The organism is Desmospora activa DSM 45169 (assembly GCF_003046315.1).
Taxonomy (GTDB): domain Bacteria; phylum Bacillota; class Bacilli; order Thermoactinomycetales; family DSM-45169; genus Desmospora; species Desmospora activa.
In genome coordinates this window covers 1,303,434-1,324,840 of record NZ_PZZP01000001.1, presented here as the reverse complement: position 1 = coordinate 1,324,840, position 21,407 = coordinate 1,303,434, and the positions used below count along the sequence as shown (strand labels likewise).

The window sequence follows — 21,407 nt, the reverse complement described above, 5'->3', positions numbered from 1 at the left end:
CTGCGTGTGTGGAGGAAACCATGCGAAGGTGGATAACCATTGGTATACTGGATCAAGCATTGTTATACTAGAAATTGATGAATGTAGTGATTTGGAGGAAAACAATATGATCGTAAAACCGAAATTTAAAGGATTTATTTGCACGACTGCGCACCCTGCCGGTTGTGAACAACAAGTAACGGAACAGATTCAATATGTAAAAGAGCAACCCAAAATCGAGGGACCGAAGCGTGTGCTGGTTATCGGATCCTCTACCGGATATGGCTTGGCCTCGCGGATTGTCTCCGCTTTTGGTGCAGGCGCATCCACTATCGGAGTCTGCTTTGAGCGGCAGGCAGCAGGAAAACGGACCGCCACTGCCGGTTGGTATAACATGGCTGCTTTTGAAAAAGCGGCACAACAGGAAGGGCTCTACGCTAAAACGATTAACGGTGATGCCTTCTCCCAGGAGATCAAACAGCAGACCTTGGATCTGATTAAACAGGACTGGGGCCAAGTGGATCTCGTCGTTTACAGCCTCGCGTCACCAAAGCGTGTTCACCCCGTCACCGGCGAAATGTTTTCTTCGGTGATTAAACCGGCGGGAAAACCGTATACCAACAAAACCGTCGACTTTCACAGCGGTAAAGTGTCGGAAGTCACCATCGCCCCTGCAACCGAGGAAGAAATTCGTCATACGGTGGCTGTCATGGGTGGTGAAGACTGGAAGATGTGGATTGATGCGTTGCAGGAGGCCGATTTGTTGGCACCGGGGGCGACCACTATCGCCTACTCTTACATCGGTCCCGCTCTCACCCATGCCGTCTACCGGGATGGAACCATCGGAATCGCCAAAAACGATTTGGAAGCGACTGCGCGGCAACTCCATGATCAGCTTCAGGAACTCGATGGACGGGCCTACATATCCGTCAACAAAGCCCTCGTCACACAGTCCAGCTCCGCCATCCCCGTTGTTCCACTGTATATATCCATGCTCTTCCGCATCATGAAAGAAAAAGGATTGCACGAAGGCTGCATTGAGCAAATGCAGCGGCTGTTTAGCGATCGACTGTATGCCGGTGAAGTGCCCGTCGATGACAAAGGCCGAATTCGGCTGGATGACTGGGAAATGAAAGATGAGATTCAGGAAGCAGTTACACAGCTGTGGGAGCAAGTCGAGACCGCCAACATCGATGAACTGAGCGACTTGGTCGGATATCGCACCGATTTCTTCCGCTTGTTTGGATTTGAGTATGACGGCATCGATTATGACAAAGAAATCGATGTGGAAGTGGATATTCCCAGCCTAGCATCAAAGGCGTAAGCCAGTGAGAAAACCCGACTCCTATGAGGAGTCGGGTTTTTTTATTGTTATGATACATTTTGTGATTTGTCATCATATTTTAACAAACAGAACTGGTTACCTACTTCTTTTTAGGGACGAACTTTAATAAACTGTACTCGCGAAACTGTTGTAACTTCACATCATCTGGGGGTGATAAAACCGTGATGCCAAAAGAAAGGCGCCAACGAATGAAAGCGCTCATACAGCAGCACCAAACGATGCGAATCAGTGAACTCAGCAAACGGTTGCAGGTGTCTGAGATGACCGTGCATCGTGATCTCAAGCCGCTTATTGAAGAAGGTTTGGTAAGTCGCACCTATGGTGGGGTCGAGTGGAAAACTCCCGTTGAGAACCAATCGCGCGGATGCCCGCTCTGTGAACGCACCGGGGATCAACGACTCCTCTATCGATTAATGTTAAACGATCAACAGGTAGAAACGGCTTGCTGTCCCCATTGTGGCCTTATACGTCACCGTCAGAAGCGGGGGCAGGTGGTACAGGTCCTCTGTCAGGATTTTTTTACCAATACCACCATCAGTGCTGAACATGCTTGGTTTGTATTTGACCCCCAGGTGGAGATTGGTTGTTGCCATCCACAGGTGGTATCGTTTGCTTCCAAAGAAACAGCAGAGCGTTTTATTGTGGGGTTTGGCGGTTCTCTTCACTCCCATGCTTCTGCCAGCGATCAGTTACATGGAAACGCAAGAGCTTGTCATTCATCCCAAAAAGGAGTGGATCCATCATGATAAAAAAATGGAGTATCGTATTGCTAAGTGTCGGCTTGCTTTTGGTGGGAAGCGCATGCTCGTCGGATTCCGATCATAAGAACCAAGAGAATCATGAACACCATTAAGCCTCAATCGAAGGATACTCCTACACAAGGACGTTCTCAAGCCCTCTTCCGCGCGATTTGGCGCTGGCATTTTTATGCGGGGATGATTTTCTCTCCGTTCTTAGTCATCCTGGCGGTAACCGGCGGTGTCTATCTGTTTAAGCCCCAGATTGAAGCAATGATGTACAAAGACTGGTATCAGGTGGAGGCGGAGGGGAAGGCTTTAAACCCCTCTGCACAAATCGATCAAGTGAGACAAGCATATCCGGACGCTGACATTACCCGTTACCGCCCTCCAGAAGAGGAGAGCCGCTCATCTGAAGTGGGCATCACGGATGATGGCCAGTCCCTCACCGTTTTTGTCAATCCGTACAATGGAACTATTCTCGGGGAATTGAACAACGATAAACGGCTGATGGATCGGCTGGAGGAAATACACGGGGAATTGATGGCCGGGACATGGGGCGATCGACTGGTTGAATTGGCAGCCTGTTGGGCTCTCATCCTCCTGATTACCGGTATCTATCTGTGGTGGCCACGGGAACGGCGAGGTGTTTTTGGGACCATACTTCCCCGTCTTAAAGCAGGGAAGCGAACATTTTGGCGCGATCTTCATGCTGTCCCCGCTTTTTGGCTGTCGTTAGGAATCGCCTTTTTGATTCTGACCGGTCTGCCGTGGTCTGGATTTTGGGGCGAACAAGTGCAAAAAATGGGGGTAGAAGCGGGTATCGGTTATCCATCGGCCGTTTGGTTTGGTGAAAAACCGGAGTCGACCGTTCCTGCCAAAGATATAGCCGACGTTCCCTGGGCAGCAGAACAACGACCCGTTCCACAATCAGAAGATACGAGTGCCGCCCCTCTTTCTATCGATGAAGTGGTGGCTATCGCCGCTGATCTTCAAGTTCACCCCGGCTATGATATCTTTTTTCCGGCGGATGCCAAAGGGGTATACACCCTTTCCGTTTTCCCCGCTAAATCCACTGATGAGGCTACATTGCATGTGGACCAATACAGCGGAAAGGTGCTTAGTGATTATCGGTTCGACGACTACGGTCCCATGGCAAAAATCATTGCAACCGGTATCACCTTGCACAAAGGAACTCATTTTGGGCTTCCAAACCAATTGGCGGGGCTGATCGTCTGCATCGGGATCGTCGCCATCGCTGTAACTGGGATCATCATGTGGTGGAAACGAAAACCGAGCAATCAATTAGGGGCTCCTACCCTGCCACGTGATTTTAAACTGGTCAAAGGGGTAGGGATACTCGTCATCGTGCTGGGATTGCTGTTTCCGCTGGTAGGACTCTCCTTGATCCTCGTACTGTTGCTGGATTGGTTGGTCATCCGGCACATCCCCTCCTTAAAAAAATGGCTGGGCTGATTACCGCAAAATAGACGCTAGGATAAAAGCGCCTCTGGATCAGAGGCGCTTTTTGTTTAAGATGGAACCTTATCTTCAAATATAGCCAGCTTCCGCAATTTTAAGGCTACTTGATCACCAGATTTAATCTGGAGCAACTCATAATCTTCCCGATTTACTTCCGCCTGGATGTGTTCTTTGTCGTCCACGTGCGTTAATTCTAGCCGGACAGTCGGGCCGATCGGATGGATATGCAAAACCTTCGCTTCCAGATCGGCTTCATCCTTCTGTGTAATGATCTCCACATCATGTGGGCGTACATAGCCGACGACCGCTTCTCCATCCAATTTTTTCGTTGTAGATGCATCAACTTCGATCGACCCCAATTTGGCGATTCCATCTTCAATTCTACCGTGGAATATATTGACGCTCCCCATAAAATCAAACACAAACGGATTAAGCGGAGATTGGTACACCTCTTCCGGAGTACCCACCTGTTCGATTTTCCCGTGATTCATCACGACCACCCGATCCGCCAATTCCAATGCTTCCTCCTGATCATGGGTAACAAACACCGTTGTAATGGCCAATTCATCGTGCAGCTTTCGCAACCACTGCCTGAGATCTCGTCGTACTTTTGTATCCAAGGCACCAAACGGTTCATCCAGCAGCAGCACCTTTGGCTCCACCGCCAATGCTCGCGCCAATGCTACCCGCTGCCGCTGGCCTCCGGACAATTGATCCGGATAGCGGTTGGATAGCCCTCGCAGTTGAACCAAATCAAGCAGCTCCGATACTTTTGCTTGAATCTCCGCTTTGGCGGGACGGATGCGTCGGGGGCGTACCCGCAACCCAAATGCTACATTTTCAAATACCGTCATATGGCGAAAAAGGGCATAATGCTGAAATACAAACCCAACTTGACGCTTTTGTACATCATCCAGTGTGACGTTGTCCCCGTTGATGTACACCTCCCCTTCATCGGCAGACTCCAGCCCGGCGATCACTCGCAACAAGGTGGTTTTTCCCGATCCCGATGGACCTAGCAGCGCCACCAATTCACCGGGGTTGATTTGCAGAGAAATTTCATTTAGGGCATGGAACGTGCCAAATCGTTTTATCACTTGATCGATATGAATATTCATCGATGGCCCCCCCTACGATCACATCATTCCGTTACAGATCCCGGCCCACTTTCCACTCAACGATACTTTTGGCGATTAACGTGATTAATGCCAGCAGTGTCAGCAGAGAAGCGACTGCAAATGAAGCCGTAAACAGATACTCATTGTATAGGATCTCCACATGGAGCGGAATCGTGTTGGTCATGCCGCGGATATGACCGGAGACCACGGATACCGCCCCAAATTCCCCCATTGCTCTGGCATTACAAAGAATCACTCCGTAAAGAAGTCCCCACTTAATATTAGGCAAGGTGACCCGCCAAAAGGTTTGCCACCCGCTGGCTCCCAAGCTAATCGCCGCCTCTTCGTCCTCCCTTCCCTGGGATTGCATCAGGGGAATCAACGTACGGGCTACAAACGGAAACGTGACAAACAACGTCGCCAACACAATTCCCGGAACAGCAAAAATGATATCGATTCCCCGCTCCGACAACCACGGCCCCCACCACCCCTGTGCTCCGAAGAGCAAAACGAATACGAGGCCGGCGATCACGGGAGAGATGGAGAAGGGAAGATCAATGAGGCTGATCAAGGTTTGTTTACCGCGGAAGGAAAACTTCGCGATCGCCCATGAAGCCGCTAATCCAAATATGGTATTGATTGGGACGGCGATGACGGCAGTTAAAAGCGTCAACTGGATTGCCGCCAGCGCATCAGGATCTTGAATCGCCTGTGTATATCCAAACCACCCTTGTTTAAAAGCTTCCACAAAGATAACCACCAAGGGAGCAATCAAAAACAGGAGCAGAAACAAAGCAGCACACGCAATCAAGATCCAGGGGATGAGAAGCTTCCCCCAAGACCTTTTACGGGGTGACGGGATAGCTGTTTGCGGGGGTTGGATTGTCGGTTCCGCTATTTCAATGCACCCCTCTCCATTTGCTTCTTCGATTTTCCCAATGAGTTTGAAAACCGTTGATCAGGATCAGCAGGATAAAAGAAAGTAACAACATGACAAAAGCGACTGCGGCCGCTCCTTCATAATCAAACTGTTCCAGTTTTGTCATGATAATCAGCGGTGCAATTTCCGTTTTAAACGGCATATTACCGGAGATAAACACCACCGACCCATACTCCCCCAACGCCCGAGAAAAGGCGAGTACAAAGCCGGTTACCACAGCTGGAAGTAACTCCGGAAGTATTACCCGGAAAAAGGTTTGCGCAGGTGTTGCACCTAACGAGGATGCCGCTTCCTCCACTTCCTTGTTCAACGTTTGCAACACCGGTTGAACCGTTCGTACTACAAACGGCAATCCGATAAACGTTAGCGCAACTGTAATTCCAATCGGAGTATAAGCCACATCGATTCCAAAAGGATCGAGCCACTTCCCCAGCCAACCATTGGGAGTATACAAAGAGGTTAACGCGATTCCGGCGATTGCTGTCGGTAAAGCAAAGGGCAGATCGACCAATCCGTCCATCAGCTTTTTACCGGGAAAATGATAACGGACCAGCACCCATGCTACTAACACACCAAAAACCACATTGATTCCCGCTGCTGCAAGCGACGTTAACAAACTGAGGCGATAGGAGGCAACCACCCGTGGTTCGGTAACAACGTTCCAAAAGTCGGACCAACCGAGACCGATTGTCTTTATAAAAATAGCGGATAAAGGGATCAACACAATCAAGCTTACATAAAGAAGCGTAAAGCCCATCGTTGGCCCAAAACCAGGCAATGGGCTAACACGCCAGCGACGCTTGCTCACTTTGGGACAGCTCCCCTACTTGGAATAGATTTGATCGAAGATACCACCATCGCTAAAATGCGTTTGTTGAGCTTTTTGCCAACCACCAAAGGTGTCATCTACCGTAATCAAGTTAAGCTCTGGAAATTGATCTTCATATTTTTTCTGCACATCAGGATTGATTGGACGGTAATAGTGCTTTGCCGCCAACTCTTGCCCTTCTTCGGAATACAGGTATTCCAGATATGCTTCTGCCACTTTTCGCGTTCCCTTTTTATCCACCACCTGATCGACGACTGCGACGGGTGGTTCGGTCAGGATGCTAAGCGAGGGCGCTACGATTTCAAATTTATCCTTGTCCAGCTCGTTCAAAGCTAAGAACGCTTCGTTTTCCCAGGCAAGCAACACATCTCCGATTCCCCGCTCCACAAAGGTTGTGGTAGACCCTCGCGCACCGGAATCCAACACAGGAACATGGGTATACAGCTCTTTTACAAATGCTTTGGCCTTCTTTTCATCCCCGTTGTTATTTTCCAATGCATAGGCCCAAGCGGCTAGATAGTTCCAGCGGGCACCCCCCGATGTTTTTGGGTTAGGCGTGATTACTTCAACATCGTCTTTAAGCAAATCATCCCAATCTTTAATCCCTTTGGGGTTTCCTTTGCGCACGAGGAAAACAATAGTAGACGTATAGGGAGAACTGTTGTGTTCCAGCCGATTTTGCCATCCTTCTTCGATTTTGCCTACCTCCTGGATGGCGTCAATATCATAACCTAAGGCCAATGTGACCACATCAGCATCCAATCCATCGATCACCGCCCGCCCTTGCTTGCCGGAGCCTCCATGGGACTGTCGGAATGTAACTTTCTCTCCGGTTTCCGCTTGCCAGTGCTTTGCAAAGGCCTGATTATACTCTTGATAAAACTCCCGCGTCGGATCATAAGAGACATTGAGTAGTTGTGTCGCCCCACCCTCTCCTTGAGAAGCGGAGCATCCGACCATCGCCACCAAACCCACCAATATCGCCAGCAAGGGGCGGTACCTTCTCTTGTTCAACTTCAACCTCTCCTTTAAAAGTGAAATATATTAAGAAAGACCCTCCTTTCCCCATGCCAAAACAAGGGTAAAGAGGGCCTCCGTTGGAACGGTCGGCGAATACCGATAATCCTTAGTTATTTAGTCGTGATTAAATCACATCTTAGCGGTTTTCTTATCCGCTGTCAATCCCTTTTCAGCCCCCCCACCAACATATGTGGGCGCATGTGATGTGACACAAAAAAATGGGAATGAGCGGATCGATAAATAATAAGATATCATTCTTTTGTTTTGGAGAGGCTCGCAAAGGCGGAGATATGTTGTGAGAGAATACATTCAAACTATAGGTGCAGGATAACGCAACATCAGTAAAAAATACAAACCCTGAATAAGTAACTGTTGGGGAGATTTTTTCTTGTGTAACGATCGAGGCAAGTTTGTTGAAGAAAAAGGTTTACAACAAATACTTGACTCTCCCTCATAGGGGAGACATTAAACTCAACTTGTAAGCTAATTAATTAAGAGGAGGAAGTAAAATGAATTTAGATATTAGAGACATAAGAAAAGGTGACATTAAACCTATTAAAACAATTATTACAGATACTTGGAACGCAAAGGATTTTATTGAGGATGAGGACATCATAAATGCAGCAGTTACAATGATGTTCATAAGTCCAATATTAAACAAAAGTACTTTTGGAAGGGTAGCTACATTAGATGGGAAAGTTATTGGTGTAATATTTGGTTCGAGAGTTGGCGAAAAAACCTCTTATAAATTGCTACAAGATGATTATACAAGAGAATTGCTACAACTTTTAAATCTAAATGACATAGAACGGAATGTATTTGTTGAACTTACCGGCAAAACAAATGAAGCATACAGCAAGTTAATTAGAGGAAAAGAAAATGAGTTTCAAGGTTGTTTAGAATTCTTCGCGGTTTCTGAAGAGGCTAGAGGAAAAAAGATAGGTACGAAATTATTTAATGAGCTCATTTCTTACCTAAGAAATACAAAAGCAAATAAAATTTATGTATATACTGACACAATGAGTAGCTATGGATTCTATGACCATAACAGATTTATTCGTCTTGATGAAGAAGTAACTGTATTTAATCTACCTGACGGAAAACTTGAAAATACAAATTTTATTTACGAATACAAACTTTAAGTTGAAGGTCAGTCTACCTCATCTATGGGGTAGACTTTAGACTTATTTGGAATTGAGAGAAATGGTTATATTGATTAAAAACATCTGTCACTAAATAAAACAAATAAATCTTATTACACATTAAACTGTTCTTCTCTAAATATTCTTTTACTAACTCAAATGTCTCACTTTCAGCATCTCTTGTACAATTAACAGTCAAATATTTTCCCTGTGGTAATTCTGATACATTAAAGGTATCTTTAAGTAATTTATAATCATGCGATGTTATTAGACGAAATACATCACTAACTTTCCATTTATCATTATGACATGTATAAATTAATCCATATTGAAAAGTTTGGATAGCAAATTCGTCTAATTTTTTATCTAATTTATCAAATGATTTAATTTCATTGAGTTCCCCTTCTTGTGTAGCTGAACTTAAAATATATCTACTTTCAAAATTTTGGATATTAAATCCAGTTTTCACGATTTCATCCTCAGATGTTTGGATAGCTGTTTTTAAAATGTTTATTCGTTTATTCAGTTGTTCTAATTCCTTTATTTCTTTATGAATTTCTTCTTTTTTCTGCTCTAAATATAGTTTAAGGTAATTAGTATCGGCTTTAGCAAATAAGGCTTTAATTTCTTTAACACTAACATTACTTTGTTTACAGATTTTTATTATATCTAAATAGATGAATTGGTTAATTGTATAATAACGATAACCATTATCGGGATTAATGTATGCAGGGATTAATAAGCCCATCTTATGATAATAACGTAAGGCTTTTATCGTAATATTCTTTAATTTAGAAACTTCTCCAATTGAAAAGTATTTTTTATTAACCATAAACGTCCTCCGATAAGCCTTGTGTGAAAATCGTTCAGACCCACTAACTCCTACCCTTCTTAATAAATCACAAATTGTGTTCTCATTCAACTAACGGAGGCTAGAGTTTAACAAGCCATATTTACAAGTCGATGCCTTGCCTTAGCGTACAGGAATACGACTTTTTTAGTTCAAAATTCTGTTAGCGTACAAAATTTCCGAATTGCTGGCGGGACCCCACCCTGAGAAGGATAGCGGCGATCATGATCTTCATGCAGGGGGACTATCGGCGCCGCTCATTAAAGTGGGCCAAATGTTGGGCCGAGTAACAGGATCTTATATTGGGCATGAAAAATATTATGCTCGCCTATCAATGGCGCAGTGATTCGGCCATCACAACAATAACTCCATCGCTGCGCGTTCTTTATCCGCAATCTCGAGCAAAAGTTTGGACGCCTGCTGTAAATCCTGGTGGCTACCCGTTCTTCCCGCATGGTCGATCAAAGCCGAGACATTGACCCACATTGGGGCGATTGCCGTAAACAAACGGTGGGCTTGTTCGATATTCGGGTCTTCTAACTGATCGACGCATTCTTTTAGGAAATCCCGATACAGATTTCGAAACAAAGCGCCGCCGGTTCCCGCGCGTTCCATCAGCAATGCAGCCAGGCACAGATCATGCTCGATATTGTTGCTGCGGGAAGGCCACTTCAGAATTTCATCGCTCATTTTGACAATGCCTTTATTTCCGATATTGCGAATGGGCGGGTGCAAATAGTCATGCGCATTTTTGGTCAAGGATGCGCGTATAGCGGGAGCGAGTGGCGGCAAGGCGTCGATCGGCTCAAGCGTAAAAGAACGATTCCGGGAACTCATCGGCCCCTTTGCGTTTCTGGCCGCGGTCAAGCTTGTCAAACGCGTCTTCACCAGTCCGCCCTGTTGTTTGGTGTCCGCCATGTAGGCGTATTCGTCATCCACGCCGTATAGGACCGCATAGTGACCGGCAAAGTGCACGTTGTTCGTGAAATAGTCCAAGTAATAGGAATCCAATTTTAGCCCGACCGGAAGTCCGCGATCGATGCAACTCCGTACGTTCTGCCACGCTTTGTTGACGGACGACGTTTCTTGAATTTTAACGGTCAATTCAAGCCTATTGGCGAGGTTGGCTGTCAGTTCATCTGGTTTTACCCTTCCTCCGATGAACGGAAAGTCCGTTCTCTTTGAGTCCCAATAAATGAATCCGAGCCCTTGCCCGAGTCCGAACAGCATCGGCTCCGACAGCTGTCCCCCCGCAAATTGCAGTAAATTGCCCATGGCTGTCGTTTCGCAATGTTTGCCTTGGTAAGGAACAAAACCTTCAATCATTTTGGCCATTTTCCCTTGTCTCCCCCAGCAATTCTTTAATTAAACAGGAAACGAACTCTAGTTCACATTCAATCAGGCTTACTGGATGCAAGAACAGCGCTCTTACGTTCAGCGGCAATCGAACGCCACCTTGCGATTCGTACTTCTGTCTTATCTTTTTTGAAGCCTCTCGAAGAAAATCCAACCGTTTCCGCAAAGCAACTATGGCCTTGTCCTTCTCAATAAGAGGCAAAGCGGCCAAGCCGAGATCGAAGCGGTTGTCGCGCTCCCGTGTTGACGACAGACTGTCAAAGATTTCATTTCTCAGCTTGGCCATACCGGCTTTGGTGAGGGCAAAGCGGGTCGGCATTGGTCCCTTTCCGGATTTTCCGTCGGATTCCTCAGATGCGATCCATCCTTTATTGCTCAGTTTCTTCAGTCCTGCGTAGATCGAAGTCGTGCCGATATTCGCCCATTCCCAATAGCCTCGCTGAGCGACTAACTTCTTGATATCGTACCCCGAAGCTTGACGACATTCCGCGATCATTTGCAGCAGCATAAATTCGACATTTGAAATTGGGTGCATAGACAGACTCCTAATCTTTAGTATTTCATATATAAAATATAACACTAGTGAAATAATAATTCAATAACCGGATCTATTGGAGAACGACAGGCGTGTATGGCTCTCTAGATCGGCTGAATTTGTATTTGCGGTGACCGCACCCAAAAACATCATATGTTAGCCAATGCGCGCAATAACAATGCCTTTTCTGAGGGGATATTGTATTGCTTACTCAGTGATTCATTTAAATCAATAAACACGTCACAAAGTTCAGCCGTTACCTGTTCAATTGATTGTGGATGGCGATAGGCGGTCCAGTTGCATAGGGATTGTTGCTGTTCATAGGATAATGGACTACGGTCTCCTTCAATTTTTGCCCAATCCGTTGGGGCATTCGGTACCTTACCCATCTCCATATACCAGCCCTTTGTAATCAACCAACGTAATTCGTCGATGCCCTTTAAGGCGTAATACAGCTCCCCTCTCATTGTTCGACGGTATACTTCATGAGCAAACGAGACAAACTTTCTACGCCATAATGCGATTTCCTCATTTGTTGGTTTATACACGAGCTTTTGGGATTGTTCCCGGATTTCCTGGAGCAGGCCTGATTCATCTTTTACGATATGAATCGCTTGCAGCCATACCGAAGGAGTTAGATCGGCCGGGATATAATAAAACACGTCCACCTTGATAAAGTCGTCATAGTGCGCAACCGTATAGGGCAATCCTTCCCCCGGATCCTCAAAAAATAACACTTGCCCCCAGCGTTTCGCCCTTTTATGCTTGCTAGCGATATATCTGGACTTATTTTCTTTTACTACGATGCGAAGATCAATGTCGGAGTAACGATCAGGATTTCCCTCCCCGAGTGATCCTCCATAAAAAATACCGCATATGTTTTCGTCCGACAAAAGATCAGCTTCAATTCGCTTTCTCAGAGATTCTCGCTTTTGCGGTAATTTTTGATCCCGTTGTTGCCATTTTGAGCTCCACATGATATTCCTCCAAGATAGATATAAGTCCGCTTATCCAGTTGAGGACGTGACAAAAGTTTCCCCATACTATCGTAAAATATATTGAGACTTCAACATTAGTTCCTGTGTTCCCTGTAAAAAAAAGAGAACCGAAAATAATCGGTTCTCATGTTTAATTCTTCATTCTAGGTTTGTATTGCAAACTGATTTGAATTAGTATCAAACAATTGTCCCGTGTACTTCCGCCCCAACCAACTCTTTCACCTGATTGTTTTCACCCATGATGGCCACTTTGGGGACATGATTACGGGCTTCTTCTTCCTCCAGCCAAGCATAAGCAATAATGATGACGGTGTCTCCAGGTTGGACCAGGCGGGCGGCAGCGCCGTTGAGGCAAATGGTACCGCTGCCACGGGGGCCGGGGATGACATAGGTTTCAAGGCGGGCACCGTTGTTGTTGTTAACGATTTGCACCTTTTCATTGGGCCAGATATTGACTTGTTCCATCAGCGCCTCATCAATGGTGACACTACCGACATAGTTGAGGTTGGCTTCGGTTACGGTGGCCCGATGAATTTTGGACTTCATCATATTGCGCAACATCACGTTCACTCCTCTCTCTGCCAAATCCGATTATCGATTAGACGGGTGGAACCGACACGGGCGGCTACTGCCGCCAGAACGGCTTTGCTTTGGTCGAAGGATTCGACCGGTTCCAGATCGGGATAAGTTAACACTTCCGCATAATCCAACGTCACACCCGCTTCTGATGTGATCATATCCGCCAGATAGGCGGCGGCTTCCTCTCCTTTTTCCCACTCCCCCGCTTCCCAACGCTTAGTCGCTTCCTGTAGCGCACGATTGAGGATCAAGGCACGCTGGCGTTCCGTTGGAGAGAGATACACATTGCGTGAGCTCATCGCCAAACCGTCCGGTTCGCGCAAGGTGGGACAAGGCACAATGATTACCGGCATATGCAAATCTTCCACCATGCGTTGGATCACCGCCACTTGCTGTGCATCTTTTAAGCCAAAGTAAGCGCGATCCGGCTGAATTAGGTTAAACAGCTGCGTCACCACCGTTGCCACCCCATCAAAATGCCCCGGGCGGGAAGCCCCACAAAGGCGGTCGGTCAACTCATTTACCATTACTTGAGTCACCAGTGGACGGGGTAACATCTCTTCTGGCGTGGGTGCAAACACCCAGTCCGCTCCCGCTTCTTGCGCCAATGAAAGGTCCCTTTCCAAATCGCGGGGATAATGCTCAAAGTCTTCGTTGGGGCCGAACTGTAGCGGATTGACATAGATTGATACCACCACAGTTTTACATTCCTGGCGGGCACGGCGAATCAAACTGAGATGCCCTTCATGCAGATAACCCATCGTCGGCACCAAACCGACCGGTTGCAACGCCTCCGAGCGGCGTTGTCGCAACTGTTTTTGTTTAGATATCACTTCCATCGAATGCTTTCCCTCCATACAACCCTTCCGCTACAGCGGCATCCATTCGGAACGTATGCTTCTCCGTCGGAAAGTGTCCGGCTTTCACATCCTTTACATACGAACCGATACCCGTACGGGCTGCTTCTCCTATAGAAGCGTATTGTTTAACAAAGGAAGGAACGCGACCATCCCCATAACCCAACAAATCGTGATAGACGAGCACTTGACCGTCACACCCGCGCCCGGCACCGATGCCAATCGTAGGGATGGTCAACTCGCGGCTGATCCGGATGGCCAATTCTTCCGGTACACACTCCAGCACTAGTGCAAACACACCCGCCGCTTCCAACGCTTGCGCTTCTTCCAGCAAGCGTCGGGCTTCCTTTATATTTTTTCCCTGAATACGATAACCGCCTAGTTGATTGACCGACTGCGGAGTTAACCCGATATGCCCCATCACAGGGATGCCTGCGGCGACACATGCTTCAATTCCCGGAATAACGGCATGGCCTCCCTCTACTTTTACCGCCTGGGCGCCTCCTTCTTGTAAGAGGCGTCCCGCTGCCTTTAAGACCTCCTCTTTTTGGAGGTGGGCAGTTAAAAAGGGAAGGTCCGTCACTACCAATGCCCGGCGTGATTTTCGGGTCACCGCTTTGGTGTGGTGGAGCATCTCATCGATGGTGACAGGCACGGTTGAATCATACCCCAACACAACCATTCCCACCGAATCCCCTACCAGCAAAACATCCGCTCCACCGGCTTCAGCGAATACAGCCGAAGGCGCGTCATAAGCCGTCACCATCGCAATCGGTTCCTTTTGCTCTTTCATGCGGCGCAAGGTGGTTACCGTCATCCGTTTAGTTGTCGTCATCATTTAACCTCCTTTTTGTGTGGGAGGCAGAGGCTGTACATCAAAAAACGCCTACAGCCACAACGGGACCATAAGGCGTTGGAGTTGCCAAGTCACCTCTGTCTCCGTCCCTAAGGGCTCGAAGCAGATCCTGTTTGATGGCTTTTACTCGCTTGATTTCAGTCGTGCAACTCCTGCCGGATGTTGCCGACAATTTAAGGGTAACGCATTTGAAATGGAAATACAATGTTTTACACTTCGATATCCGACGAAAAGATCGGAAGAGTGTGGTCTCCTTGCTGGAGCAACAACGCTCCCGTCGCATCCAACCCGATCGCTTCCCCTGTCACTTCACCCTGGGGCGTGAAAGCACGGATGACATTGCCCAGCATCCCGGCATATTCCTCCCACAGGATACGGATCGGTTCAAAGCCATGGGTCAGATATCCTTCATACATCTGCTCCAGCTCCCCTAGAATCGCCGCAATCAACTCTACACGGTGGTATGTATGTCCCCCTGCAATTGCCAACGAAGTCGCTTTTTCCTTTAATTCGTCTGGCCACCAATCGGAGGTGACATTGACGTTGATTCCGGTTCCCATGACGACATATTGAATGTGGTCCTGTTCGCCCCGTAACTCAGTCAGGATGCCACACACCTTTTTCCCTTCGATTAAGAGATCGTTAGGCCACTTGATGCGGACATCCAATCCAGTAGTTTGTCGTAGTGCCCGTGTCACCGCCACTGAGGCCATCAGCGTCAGTTGGGGTGCCTGGGTCAAGGGAATAGGAGGACGCAAGATGATGCTCATCCAGATGCCGTTGTTTGGCGGGGAGTGCCACATACGCCCCAGCCGCCCTCTCCCCTGTGTCTGCTCCTCGGTAATGACTAACGCTCCCTCTTCCGCTCCCTCTCGTGCCCATTCATGCGCGGCTGGCTGGGTGGAGGGAATCTGACGCCAATACCGGATTGCTTGTCCAAAGCGACGGGTGGTTAAATGCGGCTTTAACTCTTCCGGCGCCACCCGATCCGGGCGATATAACAATCGATAACCGCTACGAGGGCGGGCCTCAATTTGATATCCTTCCTTACGCAACTCCTCGATATGCTTCCAAATCGCCGTACGGCTACAATTGACATGCCGACTGATCTCCTCCCCGGAGACAAATGAGCCACTTCGCTCCAGCAGCAGTCCTAGTAATGATTCACGAATCCGGTTTGCCAAACGCTTCACCTGCCTCGATCAACGCTTGTTTTGTATTGGGGATTCGCCCCAGTGCTACTTGCTCCAACAAATGCTCCAACATCGGTTTTAGCCATGGGCCGGGTACTCGGTGCAAGGAATCTGCCAATTCCTGGCCATCCAAAGCCAACTCTTCCCGCCTTAAAATCGGCATCACTTCCAGCCATCCGACGGCGTCCTGGCTTAATCGCTCTGTGGCTTCCACCCCTAACCGTTCCAAACCTGGGAACAGCGAAATCCCTTCCCGATACAGATCACCGCCATATTCCAACATCCACCGTTTTGCTTCCTCCGCGGTGGGAGGTGCGGGGCTATACGCTGCAATCTGTGCTAGCGCGACCATTCGTTTGACGCTGCGGCTGGGAAGGCGCAACGATTCTAGTCGCATCCCGATTTTATCCGCTTCCACCCCACATGCCAACAGGAAAAATACCCACCGTGTATCGGAGTCAGGAAATCGATCCAAATGGGATAACGGCACTTGCGGTTGATCCGCGATGGAATCCCATTGAAAAAAAGGAGGAAGACAGCAAAACAAGCCATGCATCCACAAGAGTGATATGCTTGCAGCGGGGTGTGGTGCTTTCCACATTTTATCCAACTCCGCCGTTACTCGTTCTACCGCCAACGGACGTAGGTTTTCCCGACAAGAGGCAATCGCTGCTTCCGTTCGCGGATCGATCGTAAAACCGAGCTGCGCATGAAAACGAATCGCTCGCACCATGCGCAGAGCATCTTCCGTAAAGCGTTCCAATGGTTCCCCTACCGCCCGGATCGTTTTGCGCTTTAGATCTTCCTGCCCGCCAAAGGGATCCATCACCTGCCCCCGTAAGTCCTCCGCCATCGCATTGATGGTAAAGTCCCGCCGTGCCAAGTCTTCCGTCAAATCGGAGACAAACTGCACTTCATCCGGGCGTCGATGATCGGAGTAGCCCGCCTCTCGCCGAAAGGTGGTAACCTCTACCGCCGCCCCCTCCGCCGTTACCGTTACGGTTCCGTGAGCCAAGCCGGTGGGTGCCGTTCCGGGGAAAAGCGCCATTACTGCTTCCGGATGAGCATCCGTCGCCACATCGTAATCAGCAGGCTCCACTCCCCGCAGGCGGTCACGGACACATCCTCCCACCAAAAAAGCCTGATAACCGGCACGCTCCAGCTTTTTCATCGTTTTTAAGGCCGCTTCCCGATTGGCGGACATGGTTGTCCTCCTCTCAGCCTTCAATCACTTGTTGATACAGCTGTTCATATTCGTCTGCAATTTTTTCCGCACAAAAATGATCCCGCACCCGCTGTAAGCCATTTTGTGAGAAGCGTTGATACAAATCCGGGTCGGAAAGCAAGCGGATGGCGTCTTTGGCCATACTGTCCACTGCACCAATGGGAGAGAGCAAACCTGCCTCGCCATGGCTTACCACCTCGGGAATTCCTCCCGAATTGGAGCCGACAGTGGGCACACCACAAGCCATCGCTTCTAACGCTACTAGGCCGAAGCTTTCTTTTTGTGACGGCAGCAATAACAGATCCGCCAATGAGATCAGGCGAGCTACTTCATCTTGTTTCCCTAGAAAACGGACCCGGGATTCCACTCCGAGCTCCTCCGCCAGCTGCATCGCGAGCGACAATTCCGGACCTTCCCCAACCAAAATCAAACGGGACGGAATCTCTCGCTGCACTTTGGCGAAAATGCGGATCACATCGGGAACCCGCTTTACGCCGCGAAAGTTGGAGATATGCAGCATCAATTTCTCAGTGGGAGAAGCGTAGTTGGAACGGATATCGGAAACGTCTAAGGGCCGATATACCCGTTGGTCGACAAAGTTATAAATGCGGTGCAACGGTTTATCAATACACAACAATTCCTTCGTCTGCCGGATTAAGCTATCCGATACGGCCGTCACTGCATCACTCTGGTTGATTCCATAGCAGATAATATCTTTCAGGGATGGATCTTCCCCCAATACCGTAATATCCGTTCCATGGAGTGTTGTCACCACTTTGAGCCAATCTCCCACCATCTCTTTGGCCAAGTGGGCGCAAATCGCATGAGGAACCGCATAGTGAACATGGATTAAATCGAGCCGGTGCATTTTAGCCACCTGAGCCATCCGACTGGCCAACGCCAAATCGTATGGGGGATAACGAAAGACGGCGTAACGGTTGGCCTCCACCTCATGATAATGGATATTGTGATAAAAGCGTCCCAGGCGAAAGGGCATATCGTAAGTGATAAAGTGAACTTGATGGCCCCGTTCCGCCATCAGCTTCCCCAACTCCGTCGCCACAACCCCGGAACCGCCATGGCTGGGATAACATGTAATACCAATTCGCATGTGAAGGCTCCTCTCTTCCCTAATCCCTCTCAGGCAATAATGATCGCAACGCGATTGGACGGGGGCTGGCTAACCCCTCGCCATAAAGGGCTCCGATTTGATGCCCCCACAATTGATCGCGCCCCTGAATCATCGGTAGGTATGTCGGTCGGTTGAGTGGTGTTTCCACACGGCCCGGCCCAGGAACAAACTGACTTTCAAACGCCAGGATCGCCGCTTTTTTGTGCTCGTAACCTTCGCTGATATCGATGATGACATCGGCTTTTCCCGTGTCATTGATAAAGTAGTGAAAGATTCGCTCGACCCGATGGGGCTTTTGCCCGCTCGCCTGATCCCGCTTACGGATGGCGGCGTCAAAAATTGCTTCCCTTACCAAATGGGCGCAAGCAGTATGATCGGGATGACGGTCTTCCCAATGAGGAGCCAGCACCACCCGCGGCTGCAATGAGCGAATGACTCGCACCATCGCCTCCACCTGTTCCGGTGCTCCCGTCAAACCACGATCCGGTAACCCTAAGCGAATGCGGTGTGATAACCCTAGGATCTCCCCCGCTCGATCCGCTTCTGCCCGTCTCTGCCTGACATTGCCGTTGGAAGATAATTCACCATCCGTCAAATCGCAGATCGCCGTCCGATATCCTTGTGCCGCATGCTTTAATAGAATACCGGAGGCTCCGATCTCCACATCATCGGGATGCGCTCCAAACGCCAGCACATCCACCTTTCTCTCCTCTGCCGCTGTCACATTAGTCACCTTCTTTTTTATTGACAACCCTACGCCAATCCAGGTCTCCTTGCCGAATCGAGCGGATAAATACTTCTGCGGAAGCGAGATTGGTGGCAATTGGTACATTATGTACATCCGCCAGCCGCATTAATGCCAGGATATCCGGCTCATGAGGTTGGGAAGTCAGCGGATCACGAAAGAATATGACACAATCCATCCGATTTTCCGCCATCATCGCCCCGATCTGTTGGTCTCCACCCAAGGGGCCGGACAGAAAACGATGTACCTTTAATCCGGTGGCTTCTGCAATTCGCGACCCTGTCGTTCCGGTCGCATACAGTTCATGTTCCCGTAGTAACCCTTGATATGCAATCGCAAACCGGACCATCTCCTCTTTCTTTTCATCGTGAGCAATTAATGCAATCCGCATGCTTTTTCCCTCCCTCGTTTGCGCGAAAAAACCCACACGGTGATTTCCACTACCGCGTGGGACTGCCTTTTTCTGGGTTTGCGTCAGTTCACATTTATTATATGCCTCAATTATATTGAAATCAAGAAATTACGCATCCCGAAAGAAAAGTGGCTATAATTTGCGGAATATGATACACGGTTTAATCCTCTTTCAGGGTGTTTTGATTTTACTGATTCGCTCTCTATGCCTCTCTCCCCAGTCTTTCATGAGTACAATAATCGGTTCCAAAGTTCTTCCATACTCCGTTAGCGAGTACTCTACTTTTGGAGGGACTTCTTTATAGACCTCTCGGTGAATTATTCCATCCCGTTCCAGTTCTCTTAATTGTAACGTTAGCATACGTTGTGTAATTTTCGGATATAACTTTCGGAACTCATTAAATCTCTTTTTGTCATCAATGAGATGATAAAGAAGAATGCCTTTCCATTTACCACCAATCACATCCGATGTTGCCTCAACCGGACATCCTTCGGTGTTAGAAGGATAATCAAATCCAACTTTTTGATTTCGCATACCGTTCTCTCCTAATAGTATATTTTTTGATACTATATACAATTAATGTGCGTACTTTTTATTTTTTATTATACAACTACTGAATATCGTGCAAATCAAATCAGTGAAGAAGAAATTGCCGAAAGCGCTATTCGGTATGTCAAGCACATTACAAATGTAGAGTTAAATCCGGAGATTCGCTTACATAACTATCTAAAACAATTAGAAAGAAAAACGATTCAAGTCTAAGAGTCAGACGAATGATGTGTAACCCTTCTGGAGGTAAAACCAAAAAAGCCGTTTCACGATACATCTACACTGAAAGATGGTTGAGAAAAGGCTATCGAAAATCTGGTTCAAGTAACGAGTTGGCGTCTGTACTCCACAGGCGTCAACTCGTTTTGTTTCAGTTGAATTTGTTGCTCATTTAATCAGCGAAAGCGGCGGAAAAATTTCCGTAGGTCTCCAATCAGCAGATCAGGCACCTCAAGCGCCGGTAAGTGGCCGCCATGGTTAAACTCGGTCCAGTGCACGATCGAATAGTTAAGTTCAGCGATACGGCGTACTGGCAGGATGAGATCGTGCGGGAAGACTGCCACTCCCAACGGGACATTGCATGGCTTGAGATGCCTCCCGGATTTGGCGGCCTCATAATAGAGCCAAGCTGACGAGCTTGCGGTTCCCGTAAGCCAGTAGAGCATCACGTTGGTAAGCAGACGGTCAATCGCGACTGGACGTTCCCGGTCGGTCCAATTGTAGAATTTTTCAGCGATCCAGGCCAGCTGCCCAACCGGTGAGTCGGTAAGGCCGTAGGCCAAGGTTTGTGGCTGCGTGGACTGGATCCTCATATAGCCGGCAGGTTTAGCTAAGTAGCGCTCGATGCGCGAGAGACGGACCTTCTCCTCCTCGGAAAGGCCACTAACATTACTAGGTGGGGTTACCAAATAGTTTAGGTGCACACCGACGACGCGGTCCGGTTCCAACGCACCTACTTCACGGGAGATTGCCGAACCCCAGTCACCGCCTTGAACACCATATCGATCATAGTTTAGCCGCTTCATTAGTTCTGCCCAGGCGAGGGCAATTCGCTGAACGTTCCAGCCGGTTTCGCGGGTGGGACCGGAGAGAGTGAAACCGGGTATGGAGGGGATCACCAAATGGAAAGCGTCGTCTGGGTCACCGCCATAGGCTCGCGGATTGGTAAGGGGGCCGATAATGTCGATGAACTCCACGATCGAACTGGGCCATCCATGGGTGAGAAGCAAAGGCAGTGCATTCGGTTCGGGAGAACGTACGTGCAAAAAATGCACATCTGCACCATCTATCGTTGTGGTAAATTGGGGAAGCTCATTTAACTCAGCTTCGTGCTTGCGCCAGTCATACTTATGTTGCCAGTATTCCACCATTTCCTGTGCATACTTAAGCGGCACGCCGTAATCCCACCCTACTTCAGACAGTTCGTATGGCCAGCGGGTGCGAGCCAAGCGGTCTTGCAACTCATCCAGTTCCGTTTGTGGGAAATCGATGCGAAATGATCGAATGTTAGTATCGGCCATGTAAAAAC

At 48.3% G+C, this 21,407-nt stretch carries 22 protein-coding genes and 1 pseudogene; 5 read left to right on the top strand and 18 right to left on the bottom strand.

Features of this window, described 5'->3' with window-relative positions:
• Positions 1-106 precede the first annotated feature (106 nt).
• The 3 genes from fabV to C8J48_RS06560 all read left to right on the top strand — a co-directional run bounded on the left by fabV (position 107) and on the right by C8J48_RS06560 (position 3,537).
• Entirely contained in the window at positions 107-1,303 is a 1,197-nt protein-coding gene (gene fabV, locus C8J48_RS06570; RefSeq protein ID WP_107725520.1) for an enoyl-ACP reductase FabV, read from the top strand.
• 185 nt (positions 1,304-1,488) lie between these two features.
• Complete coding sequence (locus C8J48_RS06565; RefSeq protein ID WP_107725519.1) at positions 1,489-2,070, top strand: DeoR family transcriptional regulator; 582 nt, start codon at positions 1,489-1,491, stop codon at positions 2,068-2,070.
• A 93-nt stretch (positions 2,071-2,163) separates the two neighbouring features.
• Positions 2,164-3,537: a PepSY-associated TM helix domain-containing protein gene (locus C8J48_RS06560; protein WP_107725518.1), complete on the top strand. Its 1,374-nt coding sequence runs from the start codon at positions 2,164-2,166 to the stop codon at positions 3,535-3,537.
• Positions 3,538-3,593: 56 nt separating this feature from the next.
• Here C8J48_RS06560 and C8J48_RS06555 read toward each other — a convergent pair whose 3' ends face one another.
• The 4 genes from C8J48_RS06555 to C8J48_RS06540 form a co-directional block, all read right to left on the bottom strand.
• Positions 3,594-4,661, bottom strand: a complete 1,068-nt coding sequence (locus C8J48_RS06555) for a sulfate/molybdate ABC transporter ATP-binding protein (RefSeq protein WP_107725517.1) — start codon at positions 4,659-4,661, stop codon at positions 3,594-3,596.
• Positions 4,662-4,692: 31 nt separating this feature from the next.
• Entirely contained in the window at positions 4,693-5,484 is a 792-nt protein-coding gene (gene cysW / locus C8J48_RS06550) for a sulfate ABC transporter permease subunit CysW (protein WP_425430474.1), read from the bottom strand.
• Between the two features lie 76 nt (positions 5,485-5,560).
• A complete protein-coding gene (gene cysT, locus C8J48_RS06545) occupies positions 5,561-6,409 on the bottom strand; it encodes a sulfate ABC transporter permease subunit CysT (RefSeq protein ID WP_107725515.1) in 849 nt (282 codons plus the stop codon).
• A gap of 15 nt (positions 6,410-6,424) precedes the next feature.
• Positions 6,425-7,390, bottom strand: a complete 966-nt coding sequence (locus C8J48_RS06540) for a sulfate ABC transporter substrate-binding protein (RefSeq protein WP_107727620.1) — start codon at positions 7,388-7,390, stop codon at positions 6,425-6,427.
• Positions 7,391-7,959: 569 nt separating this feature from the next.
• Between C8J48_RS06540 and C8J48_RS06535 the strand changes: the two genes are divergently transcribed.
• Positions 7,960-8,592: a GNAT family N-acetyltransferase gene (locus C8J48_RS06535; RefSeq protein WP_107725514.1), complete on the top strand. Its 633-nt coding sequence runs from the start codon at positions 7,960-7,962 to the stop codon at positions 8,590-8,592.
• Positions 8,593-8,614: 22 nt separating this feature from the next.
• Here C8J48_RS06535 and C8J48_RS06530 read toward each other — a convergent pair whose 3' ends face one another.
• The 13 genes from C8J48_RS06530 to C8J48_RS06470 all read right to left on the bottom strand — a co-directional run bounded on the left by C8J48_RS06530 (position 8,615) and on the right by C8J48_RS06470 (position 19,864).
• Positions 8,615-9,424, bottom strand: coding sequence for a MerR family transcriptional regulator (locus C8J48_RS06530; protein WP_107725513.1), 810 nt, complete (start codon positions 9,422-9,424; stop codon positions 8,615-8,617).
• A gap of 372 nt (positions 9,425-9,796) precedes the next feature.
• Positions 9,797-10,777 (bottom strand): BtrH N-terminal domain-containing protein, encoded by a 981-nt coding sequence (locus tag C8J48_RS06525; protein WP_107725512.1) that lies wholly within the window; start codon positions 10,775-10,777, stop codon positions 9,797-9,799.
• Positions 10,761-11,333 (bottom strand): PadR family transcriptional regulator, encoded by a 573-nt coding sequence (locus C8J48_RS06520; RefSeq protein WP_107725511.1) that lies wholly within the window; start codon positions 11,331-11,333, stop codon positions 10,761-10,763. The genes C8J48_RS06525 and C8J48_RS06520 overlap by 17 nt, the downstream gene beginning before the upstream one ends.
• 149 nt (positions 11,334-11,482) lie before the next feature.
• Positions 11,483-12,310: an aminoglycoside 6-adenylyltransferase gene (locus C8J48_RS06515; protein ID WP_107725510.1), complete on the bottom strand. Its 828-nt coding sequence runs from the start codon at positions 12,308-12,310 to the stop codon at positions 11,483-11,485.
• 198 nt (positions 12,311-12,508) lie between these two features.
• On the bottom strand, positions 12,509-12,892 hold the full coding sequence (gene panD / locus C8J48_RS06510) for an aspartate 1-decarboxylase (protein WP_107725509.1): 384 nt from the start codon (positions 12,890-12,892) through the stop codon (positions 12,509-12,511).
• A 5-nt stretch (positions 12,893-12,897) separates the two neighbouring features.
• Positions 12,898-13,749 carry a pantoate--beta-alanine ligase gene (gene panC, locus C8J48_RS06505; RefSeq protein ID WP_107725508.1) on the bottom strand — a complete coding sequence of 284 codons (852 nt, stop codon included), beginning with the start codon at positions 13,747-13,749 and terminating at the stop codon, positions 12,898-12,900.
• Complete coding sequence (gene panB / locus C8J48_RS06500) at positions 13,733-14,605, bottom strand: 3-methyl-2-oxobutanoate hydroxymethyltransferase (RefSeq protein ID WP_107725507.1); 873 nt, start codon at positions 14,603-14,605, stop codon at positions 13,733-13,735. Before panB ends, panC begins: the two co-directional genes overlap by 17 nt.
• Before the next feature lie 227 nt (positions 14,606-14,832).
• Complete coding sequence (locus C8J48_RS06495) at positions 14,833-15,816, bottom strand: biotin--[acetyl-CoA-carboxylase] ligase (RefSeq protein ID WP_425430447.1); 984 nt, start codon at positions 15,814-15,816, stop codon at positions 14,833-14,835.
• A complete protein-coding gene (locus C8J48_RS06490) occupies positions 15,788-17,020 on the bottom strand; it encodes a CCA tRNA nucleotidyltransferase (RefSeq protein WP_107725505.1) in 1,233 nt (410 codons plus the stop codon). The genes C8J48_RS06495 and C8J48_RS06490 overlap by 29 nt, the downstream gene beginning before the upstream one ends.
• A gap of 13 nt (positions 17,021-17,033) precedes the next feature.
• Complete coding sequence (gene bshA, locus C8J48_RS06485; protein ID WP_107725504.1) at positions 17,034-18,152, bottom strand: N-acetyl-alpha-D-glucosaminyl L-malate synthase BshA; 1,119 nt, start codon at positions 18,150-18,152, stop codon at positions 17,034-17,036.
• Between the two features lie 19 nt (positions 18,153-18,171).
• On the bottom strand, positions 18,172-18,897 hold the full coding sequence (gene bshB1 / locus C8J48_RS06480) for a bacillithiol biosynthesis deacetylase BshB1 (RefSeq protein WP_245891082.1): 726 nt from the start codon (positions 18,895-18,897) through the stop codon (positions 18,172-18,174).
• A gap of 1 nt (position 18,898) precedes the next feature.
• Positions 18,899-19,309 (bottom strand): methylglyoxal synthase, encoded by a 411-nt coding sequence (locus C8J48_RS06475; RefSeq protein ID WP_107725502.1) that lies wholly within the window; start codon positions 19,307-19,309, stop codon positions 18,899-18,901.
• Positions 19,310-19,501: 192 nt separating this feature from the next.
• Complete coding sequence (locus C8J48_RS06470) at positions 19,502-19,864, bottom strand: winged helix-turn-helix transcriptional regulator (protein ID WP_107725501.1); 363 nt, start codon at positions 19,862-19,864, stop codon at positions 19,502-19,504.
• 81 nt (positions 19,865-19,945) lie between these two features.
• On the opposite strand from C8J48_RS06470, the pseudogene C8J48_RS06465 reads away from it, so the two are divergent.
• A pseudogene (locus C8J48_RS06465) lies at positions 19,946-20,092 on the top strand (NAD(P)H-dependent oxidoreductase); the annotation flags it as partial.
• Positions 20,093-20,274: 182 nt separating this feature from the next.
• Here the strand turns inward: C8J48_RS06465 and C8J48_RS06460 are convergent.
• Positions 20,275-21,399, bottom strand: coding sequence for an epoxide hydrolase family protein (locus tag C8J48_RS06460; RefSeq protein WP_107725500.1), 1,125 nt, complete (start codon positions 21,397-21,399; stop codon positions 20,275-20,277).
• Positions 21,400-21,407: the final 8 nt, after the last annotated feature.

Bases quoted from the DNA above. Each gene is read 5' to 3' on its own strand.
- C8J48_RS06560 (WP_107725518.1), top strand. From the start codon at position 2,164: ATGAACACCATTAAGCCTCAATCGAAGGATACTCCTACACAAGGACGT.
- C8J48_RS06460 (WP_107725500.1), bottom strand. From the start codon at position 21,399: ATGGCCGATACTAACATTCGATCATTTCGCATCGATTTCCCACAAACG.
- C8J48_RS06565 (WP_107725519.1), top strand. From the start codon at position 1,489: ATGCCAAAAGAAAGGCGCCAACGAATGAAAGCGCTCATACAGCAGCAC.
- C8J48_RS06540 (WP_107727620.1), bottom strand. From the start codon at position 7,390: ATGGTCGGATGCTCCGCTTCTCAAGGAGAGGGTGGGGCGACACAACTA.
- C8J48_RS06470 (WP_107725501.1), bottom strand. From the start codon at position 19,864: ATGCGAAATCAAAAAGTTGGATTTGATTATCCTTCTAACACCGAAGGA.
- C8J48_RS06520 (WP_107725511.1), bottom strand. From the start codon at position 11,333: ATGCACCCAATTTCAAATGTCGAATTTATGCTGCTGCAAATGATCGCG.
- panB (WP_107725507.1), bottom strand. From the start codon at position 14,605: ATGATGACGACAACTAAACGGATGACGGTAACCACCTTGCGCCGCATG.
- panC (WP_107725508.1), bottom strand. From the start codon at position 13,749: ATGGAAGTGATATCTAAACAAAAACAGTTGCGACAACGCCGCTCGGAG.
- C8J48_RS06555 (WP_107725517.1), bottom strand. From the start codon at position 4,661: ATGAATATTCATATCGATCAAGTGATAAAACGATTTGGCACGTTCCAT.
- bshA (WP_107725504.1), bottom strand. From the start codon at position 18,152: ATGCGAATTGGTATTACATGTTATCCCAGCCATGGCGGTTCCGGGGTT.
- C8J48_RS06515 (WP_107725510.1), bottom strand. From the start codon at position 12,310: ATGTGGAGCTCAAAATGGCAACAACGGGATCAAAAATTACCGCAAAAG.
- C8J48_RS06535 (WP_107725514.1), top strand. From the start codon at position 7,960: ATGAATTTAGATATTAGAGACATAAGAAAAGGTGACATTAAACCTATT.
- panD (WP_107725509.1), bottom strand. From the start codon at position 12,892: ATGTTGCGCAATATGATGAAGTCCAAAATTCATCGGGCCACCGTAACC.
- C8J48_RS06475 (WP_107725502.1), bottom strand. From the start codon at position 19,309: ATGCGGATTGCATTAATTGCTCACGATGAAAAGAAAGAGGAGATGGTC.
- C8J48_RS06525 (WP_107725512.1), bottom strand. From the start codon at position 10,777: ATGGCCAAAATGATTGAAGGTTTTGTTCCTTACCAAGGCAAACATTGC.
- C8J48_RS06530 (WP_107725513.1), bottom strand. From the start codon at position 9,424: ATGGTTAATAAAAAATACTTTTCAATTGGAGAAGTTTCTAAATTAAAG.
- C8J48_RS06490 (WP_107725505.1), bottom strand. From the start codon at position 17,020: ATGTCCGCCAATCGGGAAGCGGCCTTAAAAACGATGAAAAAGCTGGAG.
- fabV (WP_107725520.1), top strand. From the start codon at position 107: ATGATCGTAAAACCGAAATTTAAAGGATTTATTTGCACGACTGCGCAC.